The organism is Parabacteroides sp. HGS0025, from assembly GCF_000969845.1.
GTDB classification, from domain to species: Bacteria; Bacteroidota; Bacteroidia; order Bacteroidales; family Tannerellaceae; genus Parabacteroides; species Parabacteroides gordonii.
In genome coordinates, this window is the sequence record NZ_KQ033902.1 from 1,760,666 (window position 1) to 1,780,169 (window position 19,504).

The window sequence follows — 19,504 nt, forward strand, 5'->3', positions numbered from 1 at the left end:
AGGAAGGATTGATATATCAGCAGATGGCAAGTAGCAATACAGGCCATAAAGCGAAGGTTACGTTAAAGTAACGTTGTCCTAGGTCAAACATCTTAAAGATATTAAGGTGGTTATAGCGTTGGGGATCCACCTCTTCCCATTCCGAACAGAGAAGTTAAGCCCAACCACGTCGATGGTACTGCGTAAAAGTGGGAGAGTAGATAGCCGCCGTTTTAGAGTCAGAGACTCAAAACAAGGAAAAGGGATCAATCGTAAGGTTGGTTCCTTTTTGTATTTATGACAGATCACACTTTCTATATATAGATACCAATTCCTATATTTGTACTTCATTCGATTAAAACAATCTATAAACGTGGCGAATACAATACGACAGGATCATACTAAACAAATCAACCGGGTTATTGATTATATAAATTCGAATCTGAACAGGCAGATCTCAATAGATGAGTTATCATCTCTGGTTGATATTTCTACTTATCATTTCCACAGGATATTTACGACATCCATAGGTGAACCTGTTGGAAAGTATATTCTTCGGAGAAGATTAGAACGAGCTGCCAATGTTTTGTTGAGCGATCCTCTTGCAATTAAGGATGTGGCGTATGATTGGGGGTTTTCTTCTGCTTCTTCCTTTTGTCGTAGTTTTAAGCGTCATTTTGGTGTTTCAGCCGAAGAATATCGTCGCAAAAATGGATATCCGGATAGCAAGAAATGTCAATTCAAGAGCATAAATGAGCAACATACCTCGCTTTATTCACGGTACTTTTGTCGTGATAAAACAATTAAAGTAAATGATATGGATATGAATTGCACTTTTGAAATTAAACAGATGCCTGAGAGGGCTATTATTTATTGCCGTCACCAGGGAGCATTGGATCAGATGCAGGAGGCTTTTGCCAATCTTATGAAATGGGCATTCCCCAGAGGATTTGTTTCACAATCGGATATGAGACTATTGTCTGTTTATCATGATGATCCCCGGGTTACTCCGAAAGATAAGTTAACTGCAGATGCAGCCATGTTTGTTCCGGAAGAAATAAAACCGGAAGGTATTGTTGGAAGCTATAAGCTTTCCGGTGGTTTATATGCGGTTGGACGTTTTGAGCTATCAATGTCTGAATTTCCGGCTGCCTGGATGGCCATGTTTGATTTATTGGAAGAGAATGGTTGTAAATGCGGTTATGGACATCATTATGAAATTTATCAGAACAACCATGATGAACATCCGGAAAAGAAGTTTATTGTAGATATTTGTATACCTGTCGAACCGGTATAAGCATAGCATATCTAATAAAAAAGCCCTATTCACTTTTTAATGAATAGGGCTTTTTTATTATTGAAGTTATAAAGAATCATTTAATACATATCTAAGTTGATCCATCATCAGGGATATTTCCGAATCTTCTATACCGGCGACGATCAGGTCTGGAATATCCTGGTTGAATTCTTCCTGGAACTTATGGAAGTTTCCATCTTCTTTTTCTATAGCTTGTCTGTAGAACTCTATAGCTCCCTTTATATTTTGCAGAGCCCATTCTGTATGGCCGGCATTTAACATATCCTGCGTATTAGGCTGGTTTGCTAATATTTTTTTATAGTAATTACGTGCCTGGTCATATTTGCCAGTCAGGAACGAACACCAGGCTATCGGGCGCCATGCTTTACTGTTGCTATCCATATAATCAACTTTGAAGAAACATTTTAATGCTTCACTGTAGTTTCTGAGTTCCAGATAACAATGTCCTATGCTGACCGTAATAGACAAATTGTCGGGATTCAGTTTCTCATACCGGCGATAATATTTCAATGCTTCTTCCGGCTCTTTCAGCGAACGGTAACAACCGGCGATTCGGCGAATCACCCATTTGCTTTGCGGATTTAAAAGGTCTGCTCGCAAATAAGCATCGAGAGCCCCCTGTAAGTCATCATTCATCTGTTTACAGTAACCGATTTTCTGAAAAAGAATATCACTTTCCTGATTCGTTTCGGCCAACTGATTGAATATGGTTAGGGCATCGCTGAAATAGTTTTTACGTAGGTAATATTCGGCAATCGTACTCAGGCTTTCTTCATCGGAGATATAAGGACGCAAAATATCTAGATTGTGGAAATCAAGAGGCATCGTGAAAATATCATTGAAATCCAAATGTCCTGGATATATTTTGAAGAAACGGTACAAGTCTTGTATATACTGTCCTGTAATAGTTTCCAGTTTTCCTCGTTTACTGATCAACTCTTCCTTATTTTGCTGGATCATTTCAGTTGCCTGGCTGTCAAATTGATTCATCATCATTTTCTTTGCTTCTTCAGGTAATTGCATCATACTGAAGTATAATGAGTATTTATCTGAATTGCACATGAATGCCGCAAGCGTCATAGAGTCCAGCATCTGTTTTTCACCATTATTCTGGTTAAAACGATTTCCGAACGATGAATGTTCTGTTGTGAATGGCAGAAGCCAGTTGCTTAGTTCACGGAAAAAGGGGAAACTTTTTAAATGAACAAAGGTGGAATGCATAACATCAGCTCCTTCTTGTTGCAATTCACTGAATTCTTCCATCTTTTTACCGAGTGAACTGTCTGCAAATATATTTTCCCATTCCGGGTTCATTTCTTCTCCCAACTGTTCCGGAGTAATGTCTTTCAGATTTATTTTATTGCTGATCTTAGGACTTAGTTTCATCATTTCCGGAATGATCTCGTTTTGTAGTTTCCTGGTGATCTTTTCGGTTTCACGGGCCAGGATAAAACGCAGTGTGATCGTTCGTATTGCTTTCGTGAAGCCGGGTGCCTCAGAAAGAACATCCAACCTGTTTGTTATTTGCGGATAAAGAGCCGTTCTTTTCCTGTAAGTATATAATGTTAGCAGGATAGAAATCAGTGCACGTACTTTAATCTCTTCATTTTCATGATTAGCAGCATCAAACAATAACATGAGCTTTTCCGGATCGAAAGCTGCCTGCAATCCCAGCATTAGTGATGAAACGATCTGGCTACCTGCTGTAAACGGAAGTTCGTTGTCGAAAAGGATGTTCTTTATTACGGCAGCTTCTTCGACAGTAAAAGGATCGGATACCCATATTTTATTGAACAGGACGATAAGCATTGCATCATATTCAGCATTGTTTCCTGTCGCATAATGCTTGTTGAGTTGAAGACGCAGATTCTCGAATGTTACGTTTGGCTGAACCTGCAAACTCCTGCGTCGGCTGTAAAAGGCCAAAGGCGATTCGATTGCCAGTGCTTTATGCCTGATCCGGTCAGCCAATTCGTAAGAAGAGGTCTGAATCTTGTTATATATTTGTTCCTGCATCGGATCTTTAGCTCCTTCAATGCGATAGCGCAACATATATTTATATGTTTCCTGCAACTCATTCAATTTGTCCTGAAACGCTATTTCGCGACTTCCGGAAATGAGTGCCTGAATGGAATCAAAAGCATTCTTTAATTCCTTACTATCTAATGAACCGACAATGCGGTTGTATACTTTATTTATTTCTTGTAGTGTCATATAATATTAACAACAAATGGTATGCCAAAAGTATAGTTTTTGACCTAAAATTCCTATCTTTGCACACTTAAAATAAATTGGCACATGAAGAATATCCGCAATTTCTGTATTATTGCTCATATTGACCATGGTAAGAGTACTTTGGCTGACCGTTTACTTGAATACACCAAGACAGTCGAAGGCAAAGACTTACAAGCGCAGGTTCTTGATGATATGGATCTGGAACGCGAACGAGGCATTACAATCAAGAGTCATGCCATTCAGATGAAGTATAATTATAAGGGTGAAGAATATACCTTGAACCTGATTGATACTCCGGGACACGTGGACTTTTCATACGAAGTTTCCCGTTCTATTGCTGCATGTGAAGGGGCTTTGCTTATTATCGATGCTGCCCAGGGAATTCAGGCGCAGACAATCTCTAATCTGTATATGGCTATCGAAAATGACCTGGAGATAATTCCTGTCATGAATAAGATAGACCTTCCGAGTGCTATGCCGGATGAAGTGGAAGATCAGATCGTTGAGTTGCTGGGGTGTCCGCGGGAAGATATTATCCGCGCAAGTGGTAAAACCGGTGAAGGTGTTTTTCAGATACTTGATGCTATTATTGATAAGGTTCCTGCTCCGAAGGGAGATCCGGATGCTCCTCTTCAATGTCTTATTTTTGACTCGGTATTTAATTCATTCCGTGGTATTATTGCTTATTTTAAAGTGGTGAATGGAGTGATCCGTAAAGGGGATCATGTGAAATTTATTGCAACAGGTAAGGAATATGATGCAGATGAAGTAGGTATATTAAAACTGGAAATGTCTCCACGTAGCGAGATCCGTACGGGGGATGTTGGTTACATTATTTCCGGAATTAAAACATCCCGTGAGGTACGGGTCGGAGATACGATCACTCATGTGGCTCGTTCGGCGAAAGAAGCGATTGCTGGTTTTGAAGAAGTGAAGCCGATGGTATTTGCCGGTGTTTATCCGATCGATAGCGAAGATTTTGAGAATCTGCGTGCTTCGTTGGAAAAACTGCAATTGAATGATGCTTCTTTGACATTCCAGCCGGAAAGTTCAGCTGCGCTGGGTTTCGGCTTCCGTTGCGGATTTCTGGGGCTGTTGCATATGGAGATTGTACAGGAGCGATTGGATCGGGAGTTTAATATGGATGTGATCACGACTGTACCGAACGTATCGTATAAAGTGTTTGATAAAAAAGGTAATTGTCTGGAGGTGCATAATCCAAGTGGCCTGCCGGAGCCAACATTAATAGATCATATCGATGAGCCGTATATTCGTGCTTCTGTCATAACAAATACGACTTTTATTGGCCCGATCATGACACTTTGTCTGGGTAAGCGCGGTATTTTGCTGAAACAGGAATATATTTCAGGTGATCGTGTAGAGATTCATTATGATATGCCTTTAGGGGAAATTGTAATTGATTTTTACGATAAGCTGAAAAGTATTTCTAAGGGATATGCTTCTTTTGACTATCATATCCATGATTTTCGTCCAAGTAAACTGGTGAAACTGGATATTCTGTTAAATGGGGAACCTGTAGATGCCTTATCAACGCTGACGCATGTGGACAATAGTGTGACATTTGGACGTCGTATGTGTGAAAAACTGAAGGAGCTTATTCCCCGGCAACAGTTTGATATTGCTATTCAGGCAGCTATCGGAGCTAAGATTATTGCCCGTGAAACCATAAAAGCTGTTCGCAAGGATGTAACGGCAAAATGTTATGGAGGTGATATTTCTCGTAAGCGCAAGTTGTTGGAAAAACAGAAAGAGGGTAAGAAGCGAATGAAACAGATCGGAACAGTGGAAGTTCCGCAGAAAGCGTTCTTAGCTGTATTGAAGTTAGATTAAAAACAGCATTAATAAACGAACATAAATCAATCTATATAGGGTGACGCCGCATTAAACAAGCGGCGTCACTTTTTTTATGGTATTTGGGGCATTGACTTAGTCACGTAGAAATAGTTTCATCCCGATGAAACAAAAGTTTCACCCTATTGAAACAATAGTTTCAGCAAGGAGAAACTAAACTGATGCCTCCATCTTCCAATGTGATGAGATGTTGCCTGTAAAGAGCACCGATAGCTTGTTTAAAACTTTTTTTACTACATTGGAAAAGAGACTGAATGACTTCCGGATCACTTTTGTCGTGTACAGCGATAAAACCTCCCTGGCTTCTTAATGATTCGAGAATAACTCCGGCCAATCCTTCTATTTTCTGATAACCCAGCGGAACAAGGCTTACATCAATTTTTTCATCTTCACGGACTTCTTTGATATACCCTTTGAGTTCTTCCCCCTTTTCCAAACGGCGAAAGACTTCATTATAATATACTAATCCCCAGTGTAGATTATTGATGATAACTTTATAGCCGATCTCTGTTTCGTCAGCTACTAACAAATTTACTTCCTGATTGAATGTATATTCAGGCATTACATTATCCAGATACTTATCGATACGAGCGGAAGCGACGATCCGTCCTGTAATATGATCGAGATGGACATATACCAGATACCATCTGCCTTCACGCATCGGCATTTTCTGCTCTTTGAAGGGTACTAGCAAATCCTTCATTAATCCCCATTCCAGGAATGCACCTGTATTATTCACTGATTTTACTTCCATGAATTTAAATTCACCGACAGTAGCCAGTGGATGGACTGTTGTTGCTATTAGCCTGCCCTCATTATCATGGTAAATAAAAACTTCCACTTCATCCCCCGGCTTTACATTCTTAGGAACATAACGGGCAGGAAGAAGTATCTCTTTCCCATTGCCTCCATCCAGATAAACTCCGAAATCGAGGTCTTTAACTATTTTGAGTGTGTTGTATTTTCCTATTTCAAGCATAATCTATTTTGTTTGACAACAAAAGTACATGATTATTTAGGAAAAAGGAGAAAATCTAATATCTTTTTAATTGCTTATGCAGCAATATATCCATAAATGCATCGTTATTAAATGTAACGTTAGAATTCGGGACTTGTTAAATCATGTCGTTAAATAAAAAAACGTATATTTGCACCTTATTTTGAATAGAATGAGCTTATGAGATTGAAATTATTGTCTATTGTACTTTTTACCTTGTTTTTGGGTGGGTGTTCTGTACCCAAAGATGTTGTCTATTTTCAGGGTGTTGATTCTCTAACGCCGGAGCAGGTGGCTCAGATGAGTCAGACTTATCATACGAAAATTTTACCAGGAGATATGTTGAATATAACTGTTACTGCATGGGATCCAACGGCTGCAACACCATTTAATCCACCAAGTTTTGCTTATGCTCAAGAAGGTGAACTACCTGTTTTTGCTTCTCAATCAATGTATAATTATCTAGTGGATAAAGACGGATATATAAATTTTCCGGTTTTAGGCAAAGTGAAAGTTGAAGGATATACTCGTCTGGAATTGGCTAATGTGCTGGAAAACGATATTTCAAAGTATATAAAAGATCCCTTGGTTAGTGTTTTGCTCACTAATTTTAGAGTAACAATGATGGGAGAAGTTTCTCGTCCGGGCGCTTTGACTGTGCGTAATGATCGTCTTTCTATTTTAGATGCGATAGGGCAAGTTGGAGATCTGACTATAAATGCAAATCGTACAAATGTATTGTTAATAAGAGATGATAATGGGAAGAAAGAATTTGTACGGTTGGATTTGACTGATCCAGCTTTGTTTGCGTCAAAATATTTTTATTTACGTCAAAATGATGTTGTTTATGTAGAACCCAATACTGCTAAGAAGAGGAATGCACGCTATAGTCAAGCTCAACAATATAGTATAACTGTATTTTCTTCTATTATCAGTGCTGTATCTATTATTTCATCAATGGTTATTACAATTATTAATACTTCAAAGAAATAAATATCTATGGAAATAATGAATGAAATAAATGTGACTGACGATGAAACTATAGGATTGAAGAAAATAATAGTAAGTTATTTCGATTATTGGAAATTCTTTTTGGCGGTGTTTTTGTTATCATTAACTTTAGGTGTAATATATCTGATAGTAATGCCTAAGACATACGAAATGACAGCACGTGTTCAACTTCAGGAAGATAAGAGTATGGGAACTGCAGCTATGGCTTTAGGAGAAACAGCGGGTCTAATGAAATCTTTCGGTCTGGGTAATATTGGAAATGGAAGTATTAATATGGATGATGAGCTAGTGAAATTTTTGTCTAATAATTTATTGGAGAAAATGATATTAGAATTAGGTATTAATGTGAATTATAATAAACCTTATGCCTATAAACATTATCTATATGAGAAATCACCAATTGTTTTAAGGCCGGATTCACTAACAAATGCATCTCTATCTGAAAGAATCGTTTTTAATATTGCTATAAAAACGAATGGGAAGGTAGAAATAGAAGCTAAGGGGGAAAGTGAAAAAAAACATCTCGTATTTGATTCTCTTCCAGCTGAGATACAAATTAAAGAAGGTTCTTTTTTATTGTCATACACTGATGGAAAAAAAGAAGCTGTTTCAATGAAAGTTGATGTTGTTCCGGCAAAATGGGTTGCAGATGAACTTGCAGAACAATTAACTATAGAAGAATATTCAAAAACATCAAATGTTGTAGAATTTGTATGTCAGGATTATGAAAAAAAGAGAGGAATCGATATGTTGAATACATTAATTTCTTTGTATAATGAGCAGGAAGATAATTATGGAAAGAAAGAAGGATTAAAATCGATAGACTTTTTAAATAAGCGGATAAATAGTACTGTTTCTGATTTGATTAAGGTTGAAAGAGAAATAGAGGTTTATAAACTTGAAAATAAGATGACCGCAATAGAGTACGATGTACAGTTTTATGCTGAACAGATGAAAGACTTGCAGTTGAAAATTATTGAGTTAGAAGCTCAATCTCACCTGATTGAGATGATGTCTGAATATATAAAAAATCCTGTAAATAAATATAATCTTATTCCGTCTTTGCTTAGTGCGGAAACCAGTGATAAGAGTAGTCCTCTTACTTTATATAATGAAGCATTATTGGAACGTTCTAGAATTATGCAAGCATCTGAAACAGAAAGTCCTTTAATTGAAAAAGCTAATCGTCAAGTTGAACAGTTGCGAGGAAGTGTATTTCTATCTATAGAGAATACCCGTAAAAGTCTAAATTTGACATTGGGAGATTTGAAGAAGAAAGAAAAGATGATTTTGGATAAAATGGGTAAGGTTCCAACATTAGAAAAGGAATATATCGATTTGAAACGTCAACAAGAGATTTATCAAGGAGTATATTTAATTTTATTACAAAAAAAAGAAGAAATCGCATTATCAATTGGAAAAGATTTTGATAAGGCTCGTGTATTGGATGCTGCGTATGTAAAGGAAGCTCCGGTGGGACCAAGAAAGTTATTTGTTGGACTGGCAATAATATTGTTTACTCTATGTTTCCCTGTTATTTGTATTTTTGTAAAAACGCAGATTCTGGCATTACGTGAAGAGTACTTGAAAATTAAATAGTAAATGAAGCAATTACTAATAATAAGTAATGAACAATTTGGATATCATACAGATTCTTTCAAATACTGTGAGTATTTGAAAGAAGTGTATGATATTACTTATTTTTGTTTTTACAAAGGATCTAAAAAGATTTTAATGGATAACGTTAAAGTCGTATATATTCCTTGGAAAGGTTCTAAATTGAAACGCTCATTTTCTTTTATTATTAGAGCTTTGTTTCAAATGATAAAATGTAAAGGTATTACTTTTATCATTTATTTCAATGGTTTTTCTCTTTTACACTTTCTCCTTCCCTGGAAAAAGTCTATTTTGGATATTCGTACATTATCAGTTTCACCAAATGAACTTCGGCGAAAATGGGAAAATTGTTTTTTGAGATTTTCTGCAAAAACTTTTTCTTTTGTTACTGTTATTTCTACAGGAGTTCAGAAAGAGCTTTCTTTATCTGTTAAAAAAACTTATCTTCTTCCTTTAGGCGCTGATGTAATATCAGAAAAAATAAAGAGTTATGATGCTTTACGATTATTGTATGTAGGAACTTTAAGTGGACGTAATATATTGGATACAGTAAAAGGATTTTATTCTTTCTCTCAGGAAATGCCTAAAGATTTTAGCATGATATATCATATTGTAGGTGATGGAAACGAAAGAAAGGATATTGAAGAGTTTGTTCGAATTAACCAATTGGAAAATATAGTTAAGATACATGGTTATTTACATCATATAGATCTTGTTTCATTATTTGACGAATGTAATGTTGGAGTTTCATATGTACCTCTAACGAACTATTATGATAAACAGCCTGTAACAAAGACATTTGAGTATATCTTTTCTGGCTTATATACGATTGCAACCAATACAACTTCTAATCGAGAAGTTATTAATCCATCTTGTGGCATTCTAATAAAAGATACATCTGTAAGCTTTAGCGAAGCATTAAAAGAAGTTGTGAGTGTATTTCCTTTGGATAGTAGTCAAATAAGTGCTAATCTTTCCCAGTATAAATGGGCTAATATTGTGAATACTTATTTACAGACTGTACTAAAGAAAGTAGAGAAGTAATATTTTCTTATTTTTGTGAAAGATGAATATAAAGGGATTGTCGAAATATAAAATAATTGTTAAGAATACGGGATATTTGTCCATATTAGAAGTGTTAAAATTAGCAATGCCATTTATAGCTCTTCCTTATATAATAAGGATTGTGGGTGGTGAAAATTATGGTTTAATTGCTTTTGTGCAAACAGTTGTATCTTATTTTTCAATCATTATTAACTTTGGATTAGATGTTTCAGCTGTAAAAGATGTTGCTATATTGAGAAATGATAAAGAGCAATTATCACAGCTTGTATCTTCTGTTTTATGTATAAAATTCTTTTTGTGGATTTTTTCATCTTTTATATTGATTACATGTTGCTTGGTTTTCGATGTTTTTCGATCTAATGTATTATTGATTTTTTTTGCATATTTATCTTGTTTCTCAGACATTCTGTTTCCTGTTTGGTATTTTCAGGGAATCGAAAGAATGAAATATATTACTTTTGTTCGCTTCTTTTCGATTTTGTTTTATACTATTTCAATATTTATTTTTATTCATTCATCAGATGATTACATTTTTATACCATTGTTGCAGTCATTAGGAATGTTGTTGTCAGGTTTTATTTCTATTTATCTTCTATTGGTAGTAGAAAAAATTCATTTGTCTTTTGTTAGCTATAGTAATATGAAAGCTTATTTTCTAGCTAGTATTCCTTTTTTTATATCGCGTTTATCTTTATTGATAAATGCAGGAATAGCTAAAATTATTTGTGGTATCTTTTTTTCTATGCAAAGTGTAGCTGCATTTGATATTGCACAGAAAATAGCAAATGTGGCTTTTATTCCTTTGCAAATGATAAACCAGTCAGTGTATCCTCATTTAGCCAGGATCCGAGATCGGCAATTTGCTCGTAAATGCTTTGGATTTATGTGTGTTTGTTCATCTGTGGTTACATTGTTTATTTATATATTTGCGCCTTTAGGGATTGCTTTTTTTGCAGGTGAGGAATTGACTGAGGCTGTTGGTATATTACGAATTTTGTGTGTTTTTGTTTTTTGTGGTGGTATCTCTCTTTATCTAGGAACTCCTTTGTTAGTAGCATTTGGTTATCCACGACCTTTTAATGTTAGTGTGATTGGTTCTACTTTTGTTTTGATAGTAATATATCTACTTTTGTATTACTTAGATCTTTTTACAGTTCAAACATTTGCTTTGGTTTTAGGTATAACAGAATTGTTTATTGTACTCTATCGATTATATTATTGTTTGAAGTATAAAATATTATATTATAATGCAACTTGAATATACATTGTTTAATAAAGAAGGTTCGACTCTTCGAAAACAGCAGCTAAGAATGTTGGAGATGTTGATTGAATTTGATAAAATATGTCAGAGGCACTCAATATCTTACTGGCTAAGTTCCGGTACTGCTTTGGGAGCAGTTAGGCATAAAGGCTTCATCCCTTGGGATGATGATCTCGATATAGAAGTTCTAAGAAAGGATTATAAGCGGCTACTTAAAATTTTGGATAAAGAATTTCCTAAATCAATGGTAGTTCAAACGAGTAAAACAGATCGCAACTATATTGCTCAATTTGCTAAAATTCGTGATTTACATTCAGAAATAATTGAAACTGGCAATTTAGGTAGTAATTATAAGTATAGGGGTGTTTTTATAGATATTTTCCCTATGGAAAGAGGTCCTCTTTGGATTTTTCGAATAGCGGCTAAGCTTCATTATTATTTGTATAAATTATCGTGGAAGAAAAATGATAAAAGAGGCGTGAAGTTAATCTTGCAAAGATCCTTTCTTGGCTTTTTGGAAAAAATACTATATCCTTTTTTACGCTTTTTTGCTTTGTTTTCTTCTAGTGATATTTTACATCATCCGTTAGGCGTTGGTTTTTTTTCTGAAAGAAGAATGTCAGAAATTTTTCCATTACGAAAATTTGAATTTGAAAATCATTTTTTTTGGGGACCAAATGATCCTGATAAGTATTTGAAACGACTTTATAATGATTATATGACATTGCCTTCTTTGGATAAAATAGAATATCATATTGTTGAAATTAATTTTGAATGATATTATGCTTGTGAGTAATAAATTGAATATATTAATTATAACACCATCTCTTAATCCTCAAGAGAATATTAGTGGTATTTCAACTATTTCATCTTTGTTGATTCAAAATAATAAAGAATATAATTATATACCTTTTATTGTAGGGAAAAAAGATAAACAAAAGCGTGGGGTATATTGGCTATTTAATCTGTTTAAAAATTTGTTTTATATCTCTTTTTTTTCAAATGAAAAGTTGCGGCTCGTTCATTTTAATCTTGGACTTGAACCCAAATCTCTGATTCGGGATATTTTATTATTTTTTATTTTGTGGATTCGCTCTGCTCCTGTAATTCTACATATTCATGGTGGTCGTTTTATGAATTGTAAAGCTGGTATTTTTAAGCCTATAATAAACTTTTTCTTGAAAAAAGCAAAAACGATTATTGTTTTAAGTGATTTAGAAAAAGAATTTCTGCAGAAAAACTATACTAAAGTTGATAGTCGTAAAATAAATGTAATTCCTAATGCAGTAGATTTTCCTGAGTATATTGAAGAAAAAAAAGACTTTAAAGATAAATTGTCATTTCTTTTTTTAGGTCGTATTGACAAAGCTAAGGGATTAGCTAAAATAGCTGATGCGTTAAAGATAATGAAATCAAAGCAGATACCATTTGTTTTTAATTTGTGTGGAGTTGGTCCGGATAAGGATTATTTTTTAAAGCTTTTAGCGGATGTGCAATCTGATGTAAAAGACTTTGGATTAGTTTATGGGAATTTGAAAAAAGAATTGATGATGAAATCGCATGTTTTTATTTTGCCTTCAGATTTTGAAGGCTTACCTTTGTCCTTGTTGGAAAGTATGGGGTATGGTATGGTTCCAGTTGTTTCACCTGTAGGATCTATTCCAAATGTAGTGAACTCTTGTAATGGAAGATTAGCTTCTACCATAGAAGAAATTGTTGACGCTGTAACAGAGTTGAATTCAGATAGAGATATGTTAGAAAGTTTATCATACGCTGCTCGCCAAACGATAGAAAAGCATTATTCCATTACTAAGTTTATTAAGGATATTAATATTGTCAATGAAAATCTTTTTTCTTCGACTGCTTCCATTCATGAATCATGAGCTGGGGCAATAATTTTATAAAGTTCCAGTATCTAGGTACATTTTTTTGAGGTTCTTCAAAAGCTCTATAAAGCCATTCTAATCTATTTTTGCGCATCCAAAGTGGTGCTCTTTTTATTTTTCCGGATGGTGCATTAAAATTAAATGCAGCTCCAACTCCAAACATTATACCTCTGTTGATGTATGGTAGAAGCATTGACATAAAAAGTTCTTGCTTGGGGGCTCCTAGAGACACCCATATGAGATCAGGGTTATTTTTATTGATATCTTCTCCTATTTGCTTATAATTAAAATCGGTAACATTTTTGAAAGGTAATTCTTTAAAAACCATCTCGCTAATAGCTGGGTCTGTTTTTGATAAATTTTCTTTTAGACTATCTAAAACTATTTGAGTATTACCTAAAAAATAATGTTTGTATTTTTTCTTTGAAATAAAGTTGAGAAATATATCATTCCCAGTGTAAGAATGTAATTTTTGTTTATATATATGGCTGAGTAACCATGCTATGTTTGAACCATCACAAGTATTGATCAGGCTATTATTTACAACACCATTGAATACTATATCTTTATTCGCTATTGCTAGATTATTACTTTCAATTATGCATACGTATCCTTTTTGGTTGTTTGAGATTGCCATTTGGATGACATTCTCTATCTTATTTTTATCGAATTCTAAATGTACATTGAAATATTTATTCATCTTTTTATTGTTTTGAATTAATAATGCTTACTTTGTTTTTTAATTCAAGAGATTTTATTTCTGCCATTGTAAGCCCTAATAACATCATCATAAAAAAGCCTCTATTGCTCGTAATTGAGGCATCTGCTATATTTTCAATTGTTATATAGCCTGTGATTAATAAAGTGATAATTATGTATTTTGCTTGTTTGTTTTTTAAAAAGAATAGATAAGCTTTTCGTAATACATATATCCAAAATGAAATATAAAGAATAATACCAACTATGCCAAACTGTGCTAAAGATGGATAATAAGTATCTGCAATAAACTCCCATCCAATTTTATTGATGCCCCAAACATGGTCAATGCCGTATTTGGAATAGATATCAGAATAGTAGGCTCCAGATGCATGAGTTGCAAAGCTGGCTAATCCAGAACCTAGAGGTAGATAATCTTTGAATATAAGAATAGATGTACTATATAATACATAGCGAGCAATGAGGTCTTCTTCAACTTCACCTGTTATCCCAGCTACAAAATATAAATGAATCTTTTCCCATGCTACATAACATATTAACGTAATGGTGCATATGAAGATTAAAATTGTTTTTAAGTTCATTTTTATGTTGTTAGCTTTTCCAAAATATATGATTGACACAATAGCGAGTGCGAAAAAACCATAAAATTTAGATCGTCCAGAAGCGAGGCCTATACTTAACATAAATAGGAAAATGACTTTTTCTTTCATAGTATATTTTCCACAGAATAAATATGTGAGAGATAGAGCTACAATTGCTGCTGCAAAATAGGTTGGATGTACCATAACTTTACCAATAAAGAATGGATCAAAAATACCAATAAGTCCTATGGGTAAAAGTATAAACCAAAGAACCAAACATATATCTTGTAAAATTTTCTTTTGAATCTTATCAAAAAGAGGCCTTAATTGGTAGACTGCAAAAAAACCTAAGTAAGGTTTCATTTGGATGATTAAGTCTGTGATTATTGCTGCTTTAGTATTACTGCTAATATATATAGAATAGGAAGTGTAAAAAGTAAAGACCGCTATAGTAAAAAGAAATACTTTATTAAACTCCCAGTTTTTTGATTTGAATACAGCAAAGAGAAACATTACTAAAAGAAGTAAAGCGCAGATTTCATCTGCTGATTTAAATCCAATAGGATTATATAGAATTATTCCGAAAAATAATGTGAATATATAAAGATTATAGAATTGTTTATTAATAAAATCTTGTGTCATATATTTAATCTTATTTTGTTGATATAACGATTAGATAGTCTTTTTATTGTCTTACTTACGATTTGTGTAATTGAGTGTTTATTAATAAGACAAAGATACTGCTTATTTTTTAATTCTGCTTTTAAGAAGAAAACTATGTCGAACTTGGTACTTGAATGAATTTTTAAAGAGTTGTGTGGGTTAGTTGATGAATTACAGATATTTAATGTCTATGACTTCAGGGTAGTCTATTGAATTATGAGGTTTGTATGCTCCGAAAAATGTGATATATATTTTTTTTTCTATAGTATCAATAGCGTAAATACAAAAACTATTACTGTCAATACTTTGGTTTTGGCGTTGTACTTTGTTGTATACTAGTCCAATTTCCGAAGGAGACTGATTAGTGCATAATAGCATATTTTGGAGTGGGAGGAGAGGAGATTGATTGGATAAGCCTTTTATTTGGAATTGAGATGTAATATGTGCATGTCCTCCTAAATAGCAGATAAATTCGCCGGGTGTAGTACTAAAATCTACATGGACATGAATAGGTGAATTTGGAATAAATTTGTTTGTATATATATATTCAATTTTTTCTTTCTTTCGAAAAGCTTCAATGATTTCAGGAATCATATTCCATTGGTGTACGAAATCACCATCACATAAAAATGTTTCTCTCTTTTTCGAGTAAGGTTGAAATGGGTAGTGATTGAGTATGATAATACTATGATTGTTTGTCATATCTTTTTGAAGAGCAATTTGGCATAGCCAGTCAATTTGTTTTTGAGAAAAGACTGCATAATGTTGAGTATCATAAATAAATGTATTCTGGTCTGTCATATCTAATGCTATTATGCGAATTATACTTTGGGTGGTGGTAGGGATATCTGCATAATAATAATTTTCTCCAATCATTTTGTTGATAGGATAATTAAAGGATGCTTGAAATATATTATATAATTCCTTTTTGCTTATATGCTCACTGGCTTTTGTTGAAAGCATATTGGAGTCATGGTTCCCTAAGCAAGTGAAAGATGGAACTTTATTGGATTTATAGAAATACTGGATAAAAGATGTTAAGTTGTTGATTGCTTCTTGTTTTTTCGTTTGTAATTCATTACCAACAAAGTCTCCAGTTGCAACTAATGTGTTAATTTTTAAATTACTTTGATTAGCGAACATCACAGCTTCTTGCAAGTTGTAGGGAGATTCCTTATTATTATCAGTTGACCAGGTTGATAAGTGTAAATCAGAAATATGTACTATTTTGAATCTTTCTCTAGTGTAAGTCGAATCTTCCTGACTATACATGATCGAAAGCAATCTTTCACTTGCTAATATATTGTTAATGGAATAAAATATAGAGTGATTTAATAAAGGGGAATTTATCTCATCCTCTCTATTACAAGAAAATAGTATAACCACAAAAAAAACGATTATTAAATAACCCCATTTATACATTGTAAATTTTTGTGTTTTCATGAAAATATCATAATTTATTGAGAGTTGATAAATAAATCATATATGTGAGACGCAAAATAAACATCATGAAGTGAAATCCCTATGTTATAGGCTAGTATTCTTTCTTTATCAGTTCTGCGTCCCGGATTATTTCCTAATAAAAGATTTGATATTTCGTCTAAATTTTTTAGTTCGTTGTAATATTTGAAAGAAGATATATGTCCTTTATCATCGCAAAAGCATCGATCGAAAAATAAATCGCAATTTTGAAATCCACGTGTATGTACAGGGACGACAAGTACTCCTTCTTTATAGCATTCATTTGATGCTACAATTTGATCCATAGCGGTAACACACGATACAACTATGTCTGCACCTGTTATTAGTTCCGTAGTTGTAGGAACAATTTCAAATGAAATATTTTTGAATTTTTTAAATGTATCAATAAATTTCTCTGCCTGATTTTTATAGGCTAACAAACGTATATGAATTTCTTTATCAGGATTAGTGAGTGCTAATAGGCATAATAGTGTGGCTTCTGCTGTCTGTCCTAATCCCATGAATGCATAGATCTGCGCGTTTGATTTTTCTAATTTGTTTATTGTCAATGCAGCAACAGCTCCTGTTCGCATTTTTGTGATCCATGAAGCATCCATATGTGCAAGAAATGTTCCATCAGACCCATCGTACAAAGAAATTTCTCCTTGTATAGAAGGTGTTCGATTTGGATAGCGTGTTACTATTTTAACACCGAATCTATTTAATTCTGTAAGGTAACTGGGCATTGTGTTGTAGAAAATATTGTCATGCAGTTTAATACTGATTTTTTCGGGCAAGACACAATTGTATTTCATACAGAAAGATTCTTTAACCCATTCAATACATTGTAACGGGCTAATTGATAGTGATAATATATCTTGATTGGAAATGGTTCTCATTTTGATAATGTTTTTAATGTTTGGATCAGTCTGTTATTATCATATTGATTTCTGATAGCAATACGTATATAGTTTTTCCCTTCAAATGATGTTTTTGAACTACAATCTTTTATTAATATATTATATTGGTTTAATAATATAAGAGTGAGTTCTTTTGCGGTATATTTATTAGTGATTTCACACAAAAAATAATTAGCAGAAGATGGGATAAGACGTAAAAAAGGAATTTCTTTAAGATTTTCCATGAAACGATTACGTTCAGCTATAAATTTATGACAGGCTACGTTATAATCAGACTCGTATTTACCAAATATTTGTAAATAATATTCAGCAAAAGAGTTGATATTCCAAATAGATACATCTTTTCTGACTTTAGTAATAATTTCCGGGTTAGACGTAGCTAATATTCCTAACCTCAATCCGGGGACACCATATGACTTTGAAATACTTTTAATGACAATAAGGTTTGGATATTTTTTAAGTAAGTCATTTCTTAATAGAGTGTTATTAGGATATCCTTCCGCGAAATCAACAAATGATTCATCAATAATAATTTGTTGATTTTTCTTTTGGCTCCATTCGATTAATTTGATTATGTCCTTCAGGGGAATAAAATTTCCGGATGGATTATCTGGATTGATCAGACATAGGGTTGTTAGTTCTTTGTCCGAGAAATAGTTAATCAATTCTTCTCCTGTATATGTGAAGTCTGAATTATTAGGTGTAAATGTTATTAATTTATCTGACTGTATTCGGTGAGGATACTCTTCGAAGGTTGGGTAAATAAGCCCTAATTTACCTTTTAGGTTTTCCATAATACTTTTTATCAATTCAGCTGCACCATTTCCTGCACATACATATTCTGTATTAATTCCGAAATATTTAGCTATAAGTTGGCTATTGACAAACATTCCCGAAGGATATTCCGTTAATAGTATATCAAAGTTTGCTTTTAATTCCTCTTTCATTCTGGGAGATGGAAAATAAGGATTAACCAAATAGCAAAAGTCTAACATCTCAGGGAAACGCCAGTATCCCCCGTACCTTTTTTGATATTTAGCGAGTTTTATATCTCCTTCGGAAAAAATTGTTTCAGCAATGTCTAGGTCCTGAATATCATCTATTTCATACCACTTTTCATTGTTTAATGGCAAAGCCTTAAATTCGCATCTATCTAATAATGTGATGACTCGTAATACTTGTTCGTAATATTCGTTATTTCCTAATGCTTTACTGTATGCTTCAAGAAAAGGTACATAATTACTGCATGAAAACTCTTTACTAAATTTATACATGTTTACTGTTTTGTAATAGTATTGAGTATCAGAGTATTTAAATGCTTTTTTAGGAATGAAGCTGGCAATATTATTATCCTCATCCAGTCGGACTACTGTCCCATCCATCCAACTTTCATATTTCGCCACTAAAGCTAAGTTAGGAAACGGGTTGTTCAATAGCTTATCAAAAAGCTTATCTTCTACAATCAAATCAGATTCAAGAAGAATTGTGTCATCTTGTTGGAGGTGGTCTTTTGCTAAATATAGAGAGTAAATATTATTCGTTTTGTCAAAAATAGGGTTGAAAACATATTCAATGGGAGTATTCCGATAACTGTTTCCTATATATTGTTTTAACTGTTCTCCTTGATAACCAATTACTAGGACGATTTTGTTTAAATGGAGATTGGATAATTGTTTTAAGACTCTGTCGATCAACGTAACTCCGTTTACTTTGATCATACATTTGGTATTATCTTTTGTTAATTCTCCGAGGCGTTTGCCCATTCCGGCTGCCAAAATAATAGCTTGCATATTTTATTTGGTGTATATATTTATAGGAATTTTATTTGTTGACAAATTTAAGAAACAGTTTTGATTTAACCCAAAGAAAACATTCCAAAATCACCAAGATATATGTTTGCAGAACAGTTATTGAGAACATG

General features: G+C 33.6%; 15 protein-coding genes and 1 rRNA gene. 9 read left to right on the top strand and 7 right to left on the bottom strand.

Going from position 1 to position 19,504, the window contains the following annotated elements; all coding sequences use genetic code 11:
- The first annotated feature begins 102 nt into the window (after positions 1–102).
- Both rrf and HMPREF1212_RS06705 read left to right on the top strand, forming a co-directional pair.
- Positions 103–213 (top strand): 5S ribosomal RNA (gene rrf / locus HMPREF1212_RS06700).
- Positions 214–352: 139 nt separating this feature from the next.
- A complete protein-coding gene (locus tag HMPREF1212_RS06705; RefSeq protein ID WP_046148843.1) occupies positions 353–1,276 on the top strand; it encodes an AraC family transcriptional regulator in 924 nt (307 codons plus the stop codon).
- 66 nt (positions 1,277–1,342) lie between these two features.
- Here HMPREF1212_RS06705 and HMPREF1212_RS06710 read toward each other — a convergent pair whose 3' ends face one another.
- The gene (locus tag HMPREF1212_RS06710; RefSeq protein ID WP_046148844.1) at positions 1,343–3,511 is read right to left on the bottom strand and encodes a tetratricopeptide repeat protein; all 2,169 of its coding nucleotides are present in this window, start codon (positions 3,509–3,511) and stop codon (positions 1,343–1,345) included.
- Positions 3,512–3,595: 84 nt separating this feature from the next.
- Between HMPREF1212_RS06710 and lepA the strand changes: the two genes are divergently transcribed.
- Positions 3,596–5,383: a translation elongation factor 4 gene (gene lepA, locus HMPREF1212_RS06715; RefSeq protein WP_028728570.1), complete on the top strand. Its 1,788-nt coding sequence runs from the start codon at positions 3,596–3,598 to the stop codon at positions 5,381–5,383.
- Between the two features lie 160 nt (positions 5,384–5,543).
- Here the strand turns inward: lepA and HMPREF1212_RS06720 are convergent, their stop codons facing one another.
- On the bottom strand, positions 5,544–6,383 hold the full coding sequence (locus HMPREF1212_RS06720) for a CvfB family protein (protein WP_046148845.1): 840 nt from the start codon (positions 6,381–6,383) through the stop codon (positions 5,544–5,546).
- A gap of 198 nt (positions 6,384–6,581) precedes the next feature.
- On the opposite strand from HMPREF1212_RS06720, the gene HMPREF1212_RS06725 reads away from it, so the two are divergent.
- Genes HMPREF1212_RS06725 through HMPREF1212_RS06750 form a run of 6 tightly spaced genes read left to right on the top strand, consistent with a single transcriptional unit; the run spans position 6,582 to position 13,238 of the window.
- Positions 6,582–7,394, top strand: coding sequence for a polysaccharide biosynthesis/export family protein (locus HMPREF1212_RS06725; RefSeq protein ID WP_046148846.1), 813 nt, complete (start codon positions 6,582–6,584; stop codon positions 7,392–7,394).
- Between the two features lie 6 nt (positions 7,395–7,400).
- Positions 7,401–9,011: a GumC family protein gene (locus HMPREF1212_RS06730; RefSeq protein ID WP_232430048.1), complete on the top strand. Its 1,611-nt coding sequence runs from the start codon at positions 7,401–7,403 to the stop codon at positions 9,009–9,011.
- A 3-nt stretch (positions 9,012–9,014) separates the two neighbouring features.
- A complete protein-coding gene (locus HMPREF1212_RS06735; RefSeq protein ID WP_046148847.1) occupies positions 9,015–10,073 on the top strand; it encodes a glycosyltransferase in 1,059 nt (352 codons plus the stop codon).
- 22 nt (positions 10,074–10,095) lie between these two features.
- On the top strand, positions 10,096–11,352 hold the full coding sequence (locus HMPREF1212_RS06740) for an oligosaccharide flippase family protein (protein WP_046148848.1): 1,257 nt from the start codon (positions 10,096–10,098) through the stop codon (positions 11,350–11,352).
- Positions 11,342–12,133 (top strand): LicD family protein, encoded by a 792-nt coding sequence (locus HMPREF1212_RS06745; RefSeq protein ID WP_046148849.1) that lies wholly within the window; start codon positions 11,342–11,344, stop codon positions 12,131–12,133. The genes HMPREF1212_RS06740 and HMPREF1212_RS06745 overlap by 11 nt, the downstream gene beginning before the upstream one ends.
- The gene (locus HMPREF1212_RS06750) at positions 12,111–13,238 is read left to right on the top strand and encodes a glycosyltransferase family 4 protein (RefSeq protein WP_046148850.1); all 1,128 of its coding nucleotides are present in this window, start codon (positions 12,111–12,113) and stop codon (positions 13,236–13,238) included. The genes HMPREF1212_RS06745 and HMPREF1212_RS06750 overlap by 23 nt, the downstream gene beginning before the upstream one ends.
- Here the strand turns inward: HMPREF1212_RS06750 and HMPREF1212_RS06755 are convergent.
- The 5 genes from HMPREF1212_RS06755 to HMPREF1212_RS06775 all read right to left on the bottom strand — a co-directional run bounded on the left by HMPREF1212_RS06755 (position 13,192) and on the right by HMPREF1212_RS06775 (position 19,373).
- On the bottom strand, positions 13,192–13,941 hold the full coding sequence (locus tag HMPREF1212_RS06755) for a WecB/TagA/CpsF family glycosyltransferase (RefSeq protein WP_046148851.1): 750 nt from the start codon (positions 13,939–13,941) through the stop codon (positions 13,192–13,194). The two genes, HMPREF1212_RS06750 and HMPREF1212_RS06755, sit on opposite strands and share 47 nt — an antisense overlap.
- 4 nt (positions 13,942–13,945) lie before the next feature.
- Positions 13,946–15,181 carry a hypothetical protein gene (locus HMPREF1212_RS06760; RefSeq protein ID WP_046148852.1) on the bottom strand — a complete coding sequence of 412 codons (1,236 nt, stop codon included), beginning with the start codon at positions 15,179–15,181 and terminating at the stop codon, positions 13,946–13,948.
- Between the two features lie 192 nt (positions 15,182–15,373).
- Positions 15,374–16,645: a metallophosphoesterase family protein gene (locus HMPREF1212_RS06765; protein WP_046148853.1), complete on the bottom strand. Its 1,272-nt coding sequence runs from the start codon at positions 16,643–16,645 to the stop codon at positions 15,374–15,376.
- Between the two features lie 14 nt (positions 16,646–16,659).
- The gene (locus HMPREF1212_RS06770) at positions 16,660–17,562 is read right to left on the bottom strand and encodes an ornithine cyclodeaminase (protein ID WP_046148854.1); all 903 of its coding nucleotides are present in this window, start codon (positions 17,560–17,562) and stop codon (positions 16,660–16,662) included.
- A complete protein-coding gene (locus HMPREF1212_RS06775) occupies positions 17,559–19,373 on the bottom strand; it encodes an aminotransferase class I/II-fold pyridoxal phosphate-dependent enzyme (RefSeq protein WP_046148855.1) in 1,815 nt (604 codons plus the stop codon). The genes HMPREF1212_RS06770 and HMPREF1212_RS06775 overlap by 4 nt, the downstream gene beginning before the upstream one ends.
- Between the last annotated feature and the right edge of the window lie 131 nt (positions 19,374–19,504).

Coding starts and splice junctions, on each gene's coding strand:
- HMPREF1212_RS06730 (WP_232430048.1), top strand. CDS start 7,401: ATGGAAATAATGAATGAAATAAATGTGACTGACGATGAAACTATAGGA.
- HMPREF1212_RS06775 (WP_046148855.1), bottom strand. CDS start 19,373: ATGCAAGCTATTATTTTGGCAGCCGGAATGGGCAAACGCCTCGGAGAA.
- lepA (WP_028728570.1), top strand. CDS start 3,596: ATGAAGAATATCCGCAATTTCTGTATTATTGCTCATATTGACCATGGT.
- HMPREF1212_RS06760 (WP_046148852.1), bottom strand. CDS start 15,181: ATGACACAAGATTTTATTAATAAACAATTCTATAATCTTTATATATTC.
- HMPREF1212_RS06765 (WP_046148853.1), bottom strand. CDS start 16,645: ATGAAAACACAAAAATTTACAATGTATAAATGGGGTTATTTAATAATC.
- HMPREF1212_RS06755 (WP_046148851.1), bottom strand. CDS start 13,941: ATGAATAAATATTTCAATGTACATTTAGAATTCGATAAAAATAAGATA.
- HMPREF1212_RS06720 (WP_046148845.1), bottom strand. CDS start 6,383: ATGCTTGAAATAGGAAAATACAACACACTCAAAATAGTTAAAGACCTC.
- HMPREF1212_RS06745 (WP_046148849.1), top strand. CDS start 11,342: ATGCAACTTGAATATACATTGTTTAATAAAGAAGGTTCGACTCTTCGA.
- HMPREF1212_RS06770 (WP_046148854.1), bottom strand. CDS start 17,562: ATGAGAACCATTTCCAATCAAGATATATTATCACTATCAATTAGCCCG.
- HMPREF1212_RS06710 (WP_046148844.1), bottom strand. CDS start 3,511: ATGACACTACAAGAAATAAATAAAGTATACAACCGCATTGTCGGTTCA.
- HMPREF1212_RS06725 (WP_046148846.1), top strand. CDS start 6,582: ATGAGATTGAAATTATTGTCTATTGTACTTTTTACCTTGTTTTTGGGT.
- HMPREF1212_RS06735 (WP_046148847.1), top strand. CDS start 9,015: ATGAAGCAATTACTAATAATAAGTAATGAACAATTTGGATATCATACA.
- HMPREF1212_RS06740 (WP_046148848.1), top strand. CDS start 10,096: ATGAATATAAAGGGATTGTCGAAATATAAAATAATTGTTAAGAATACG.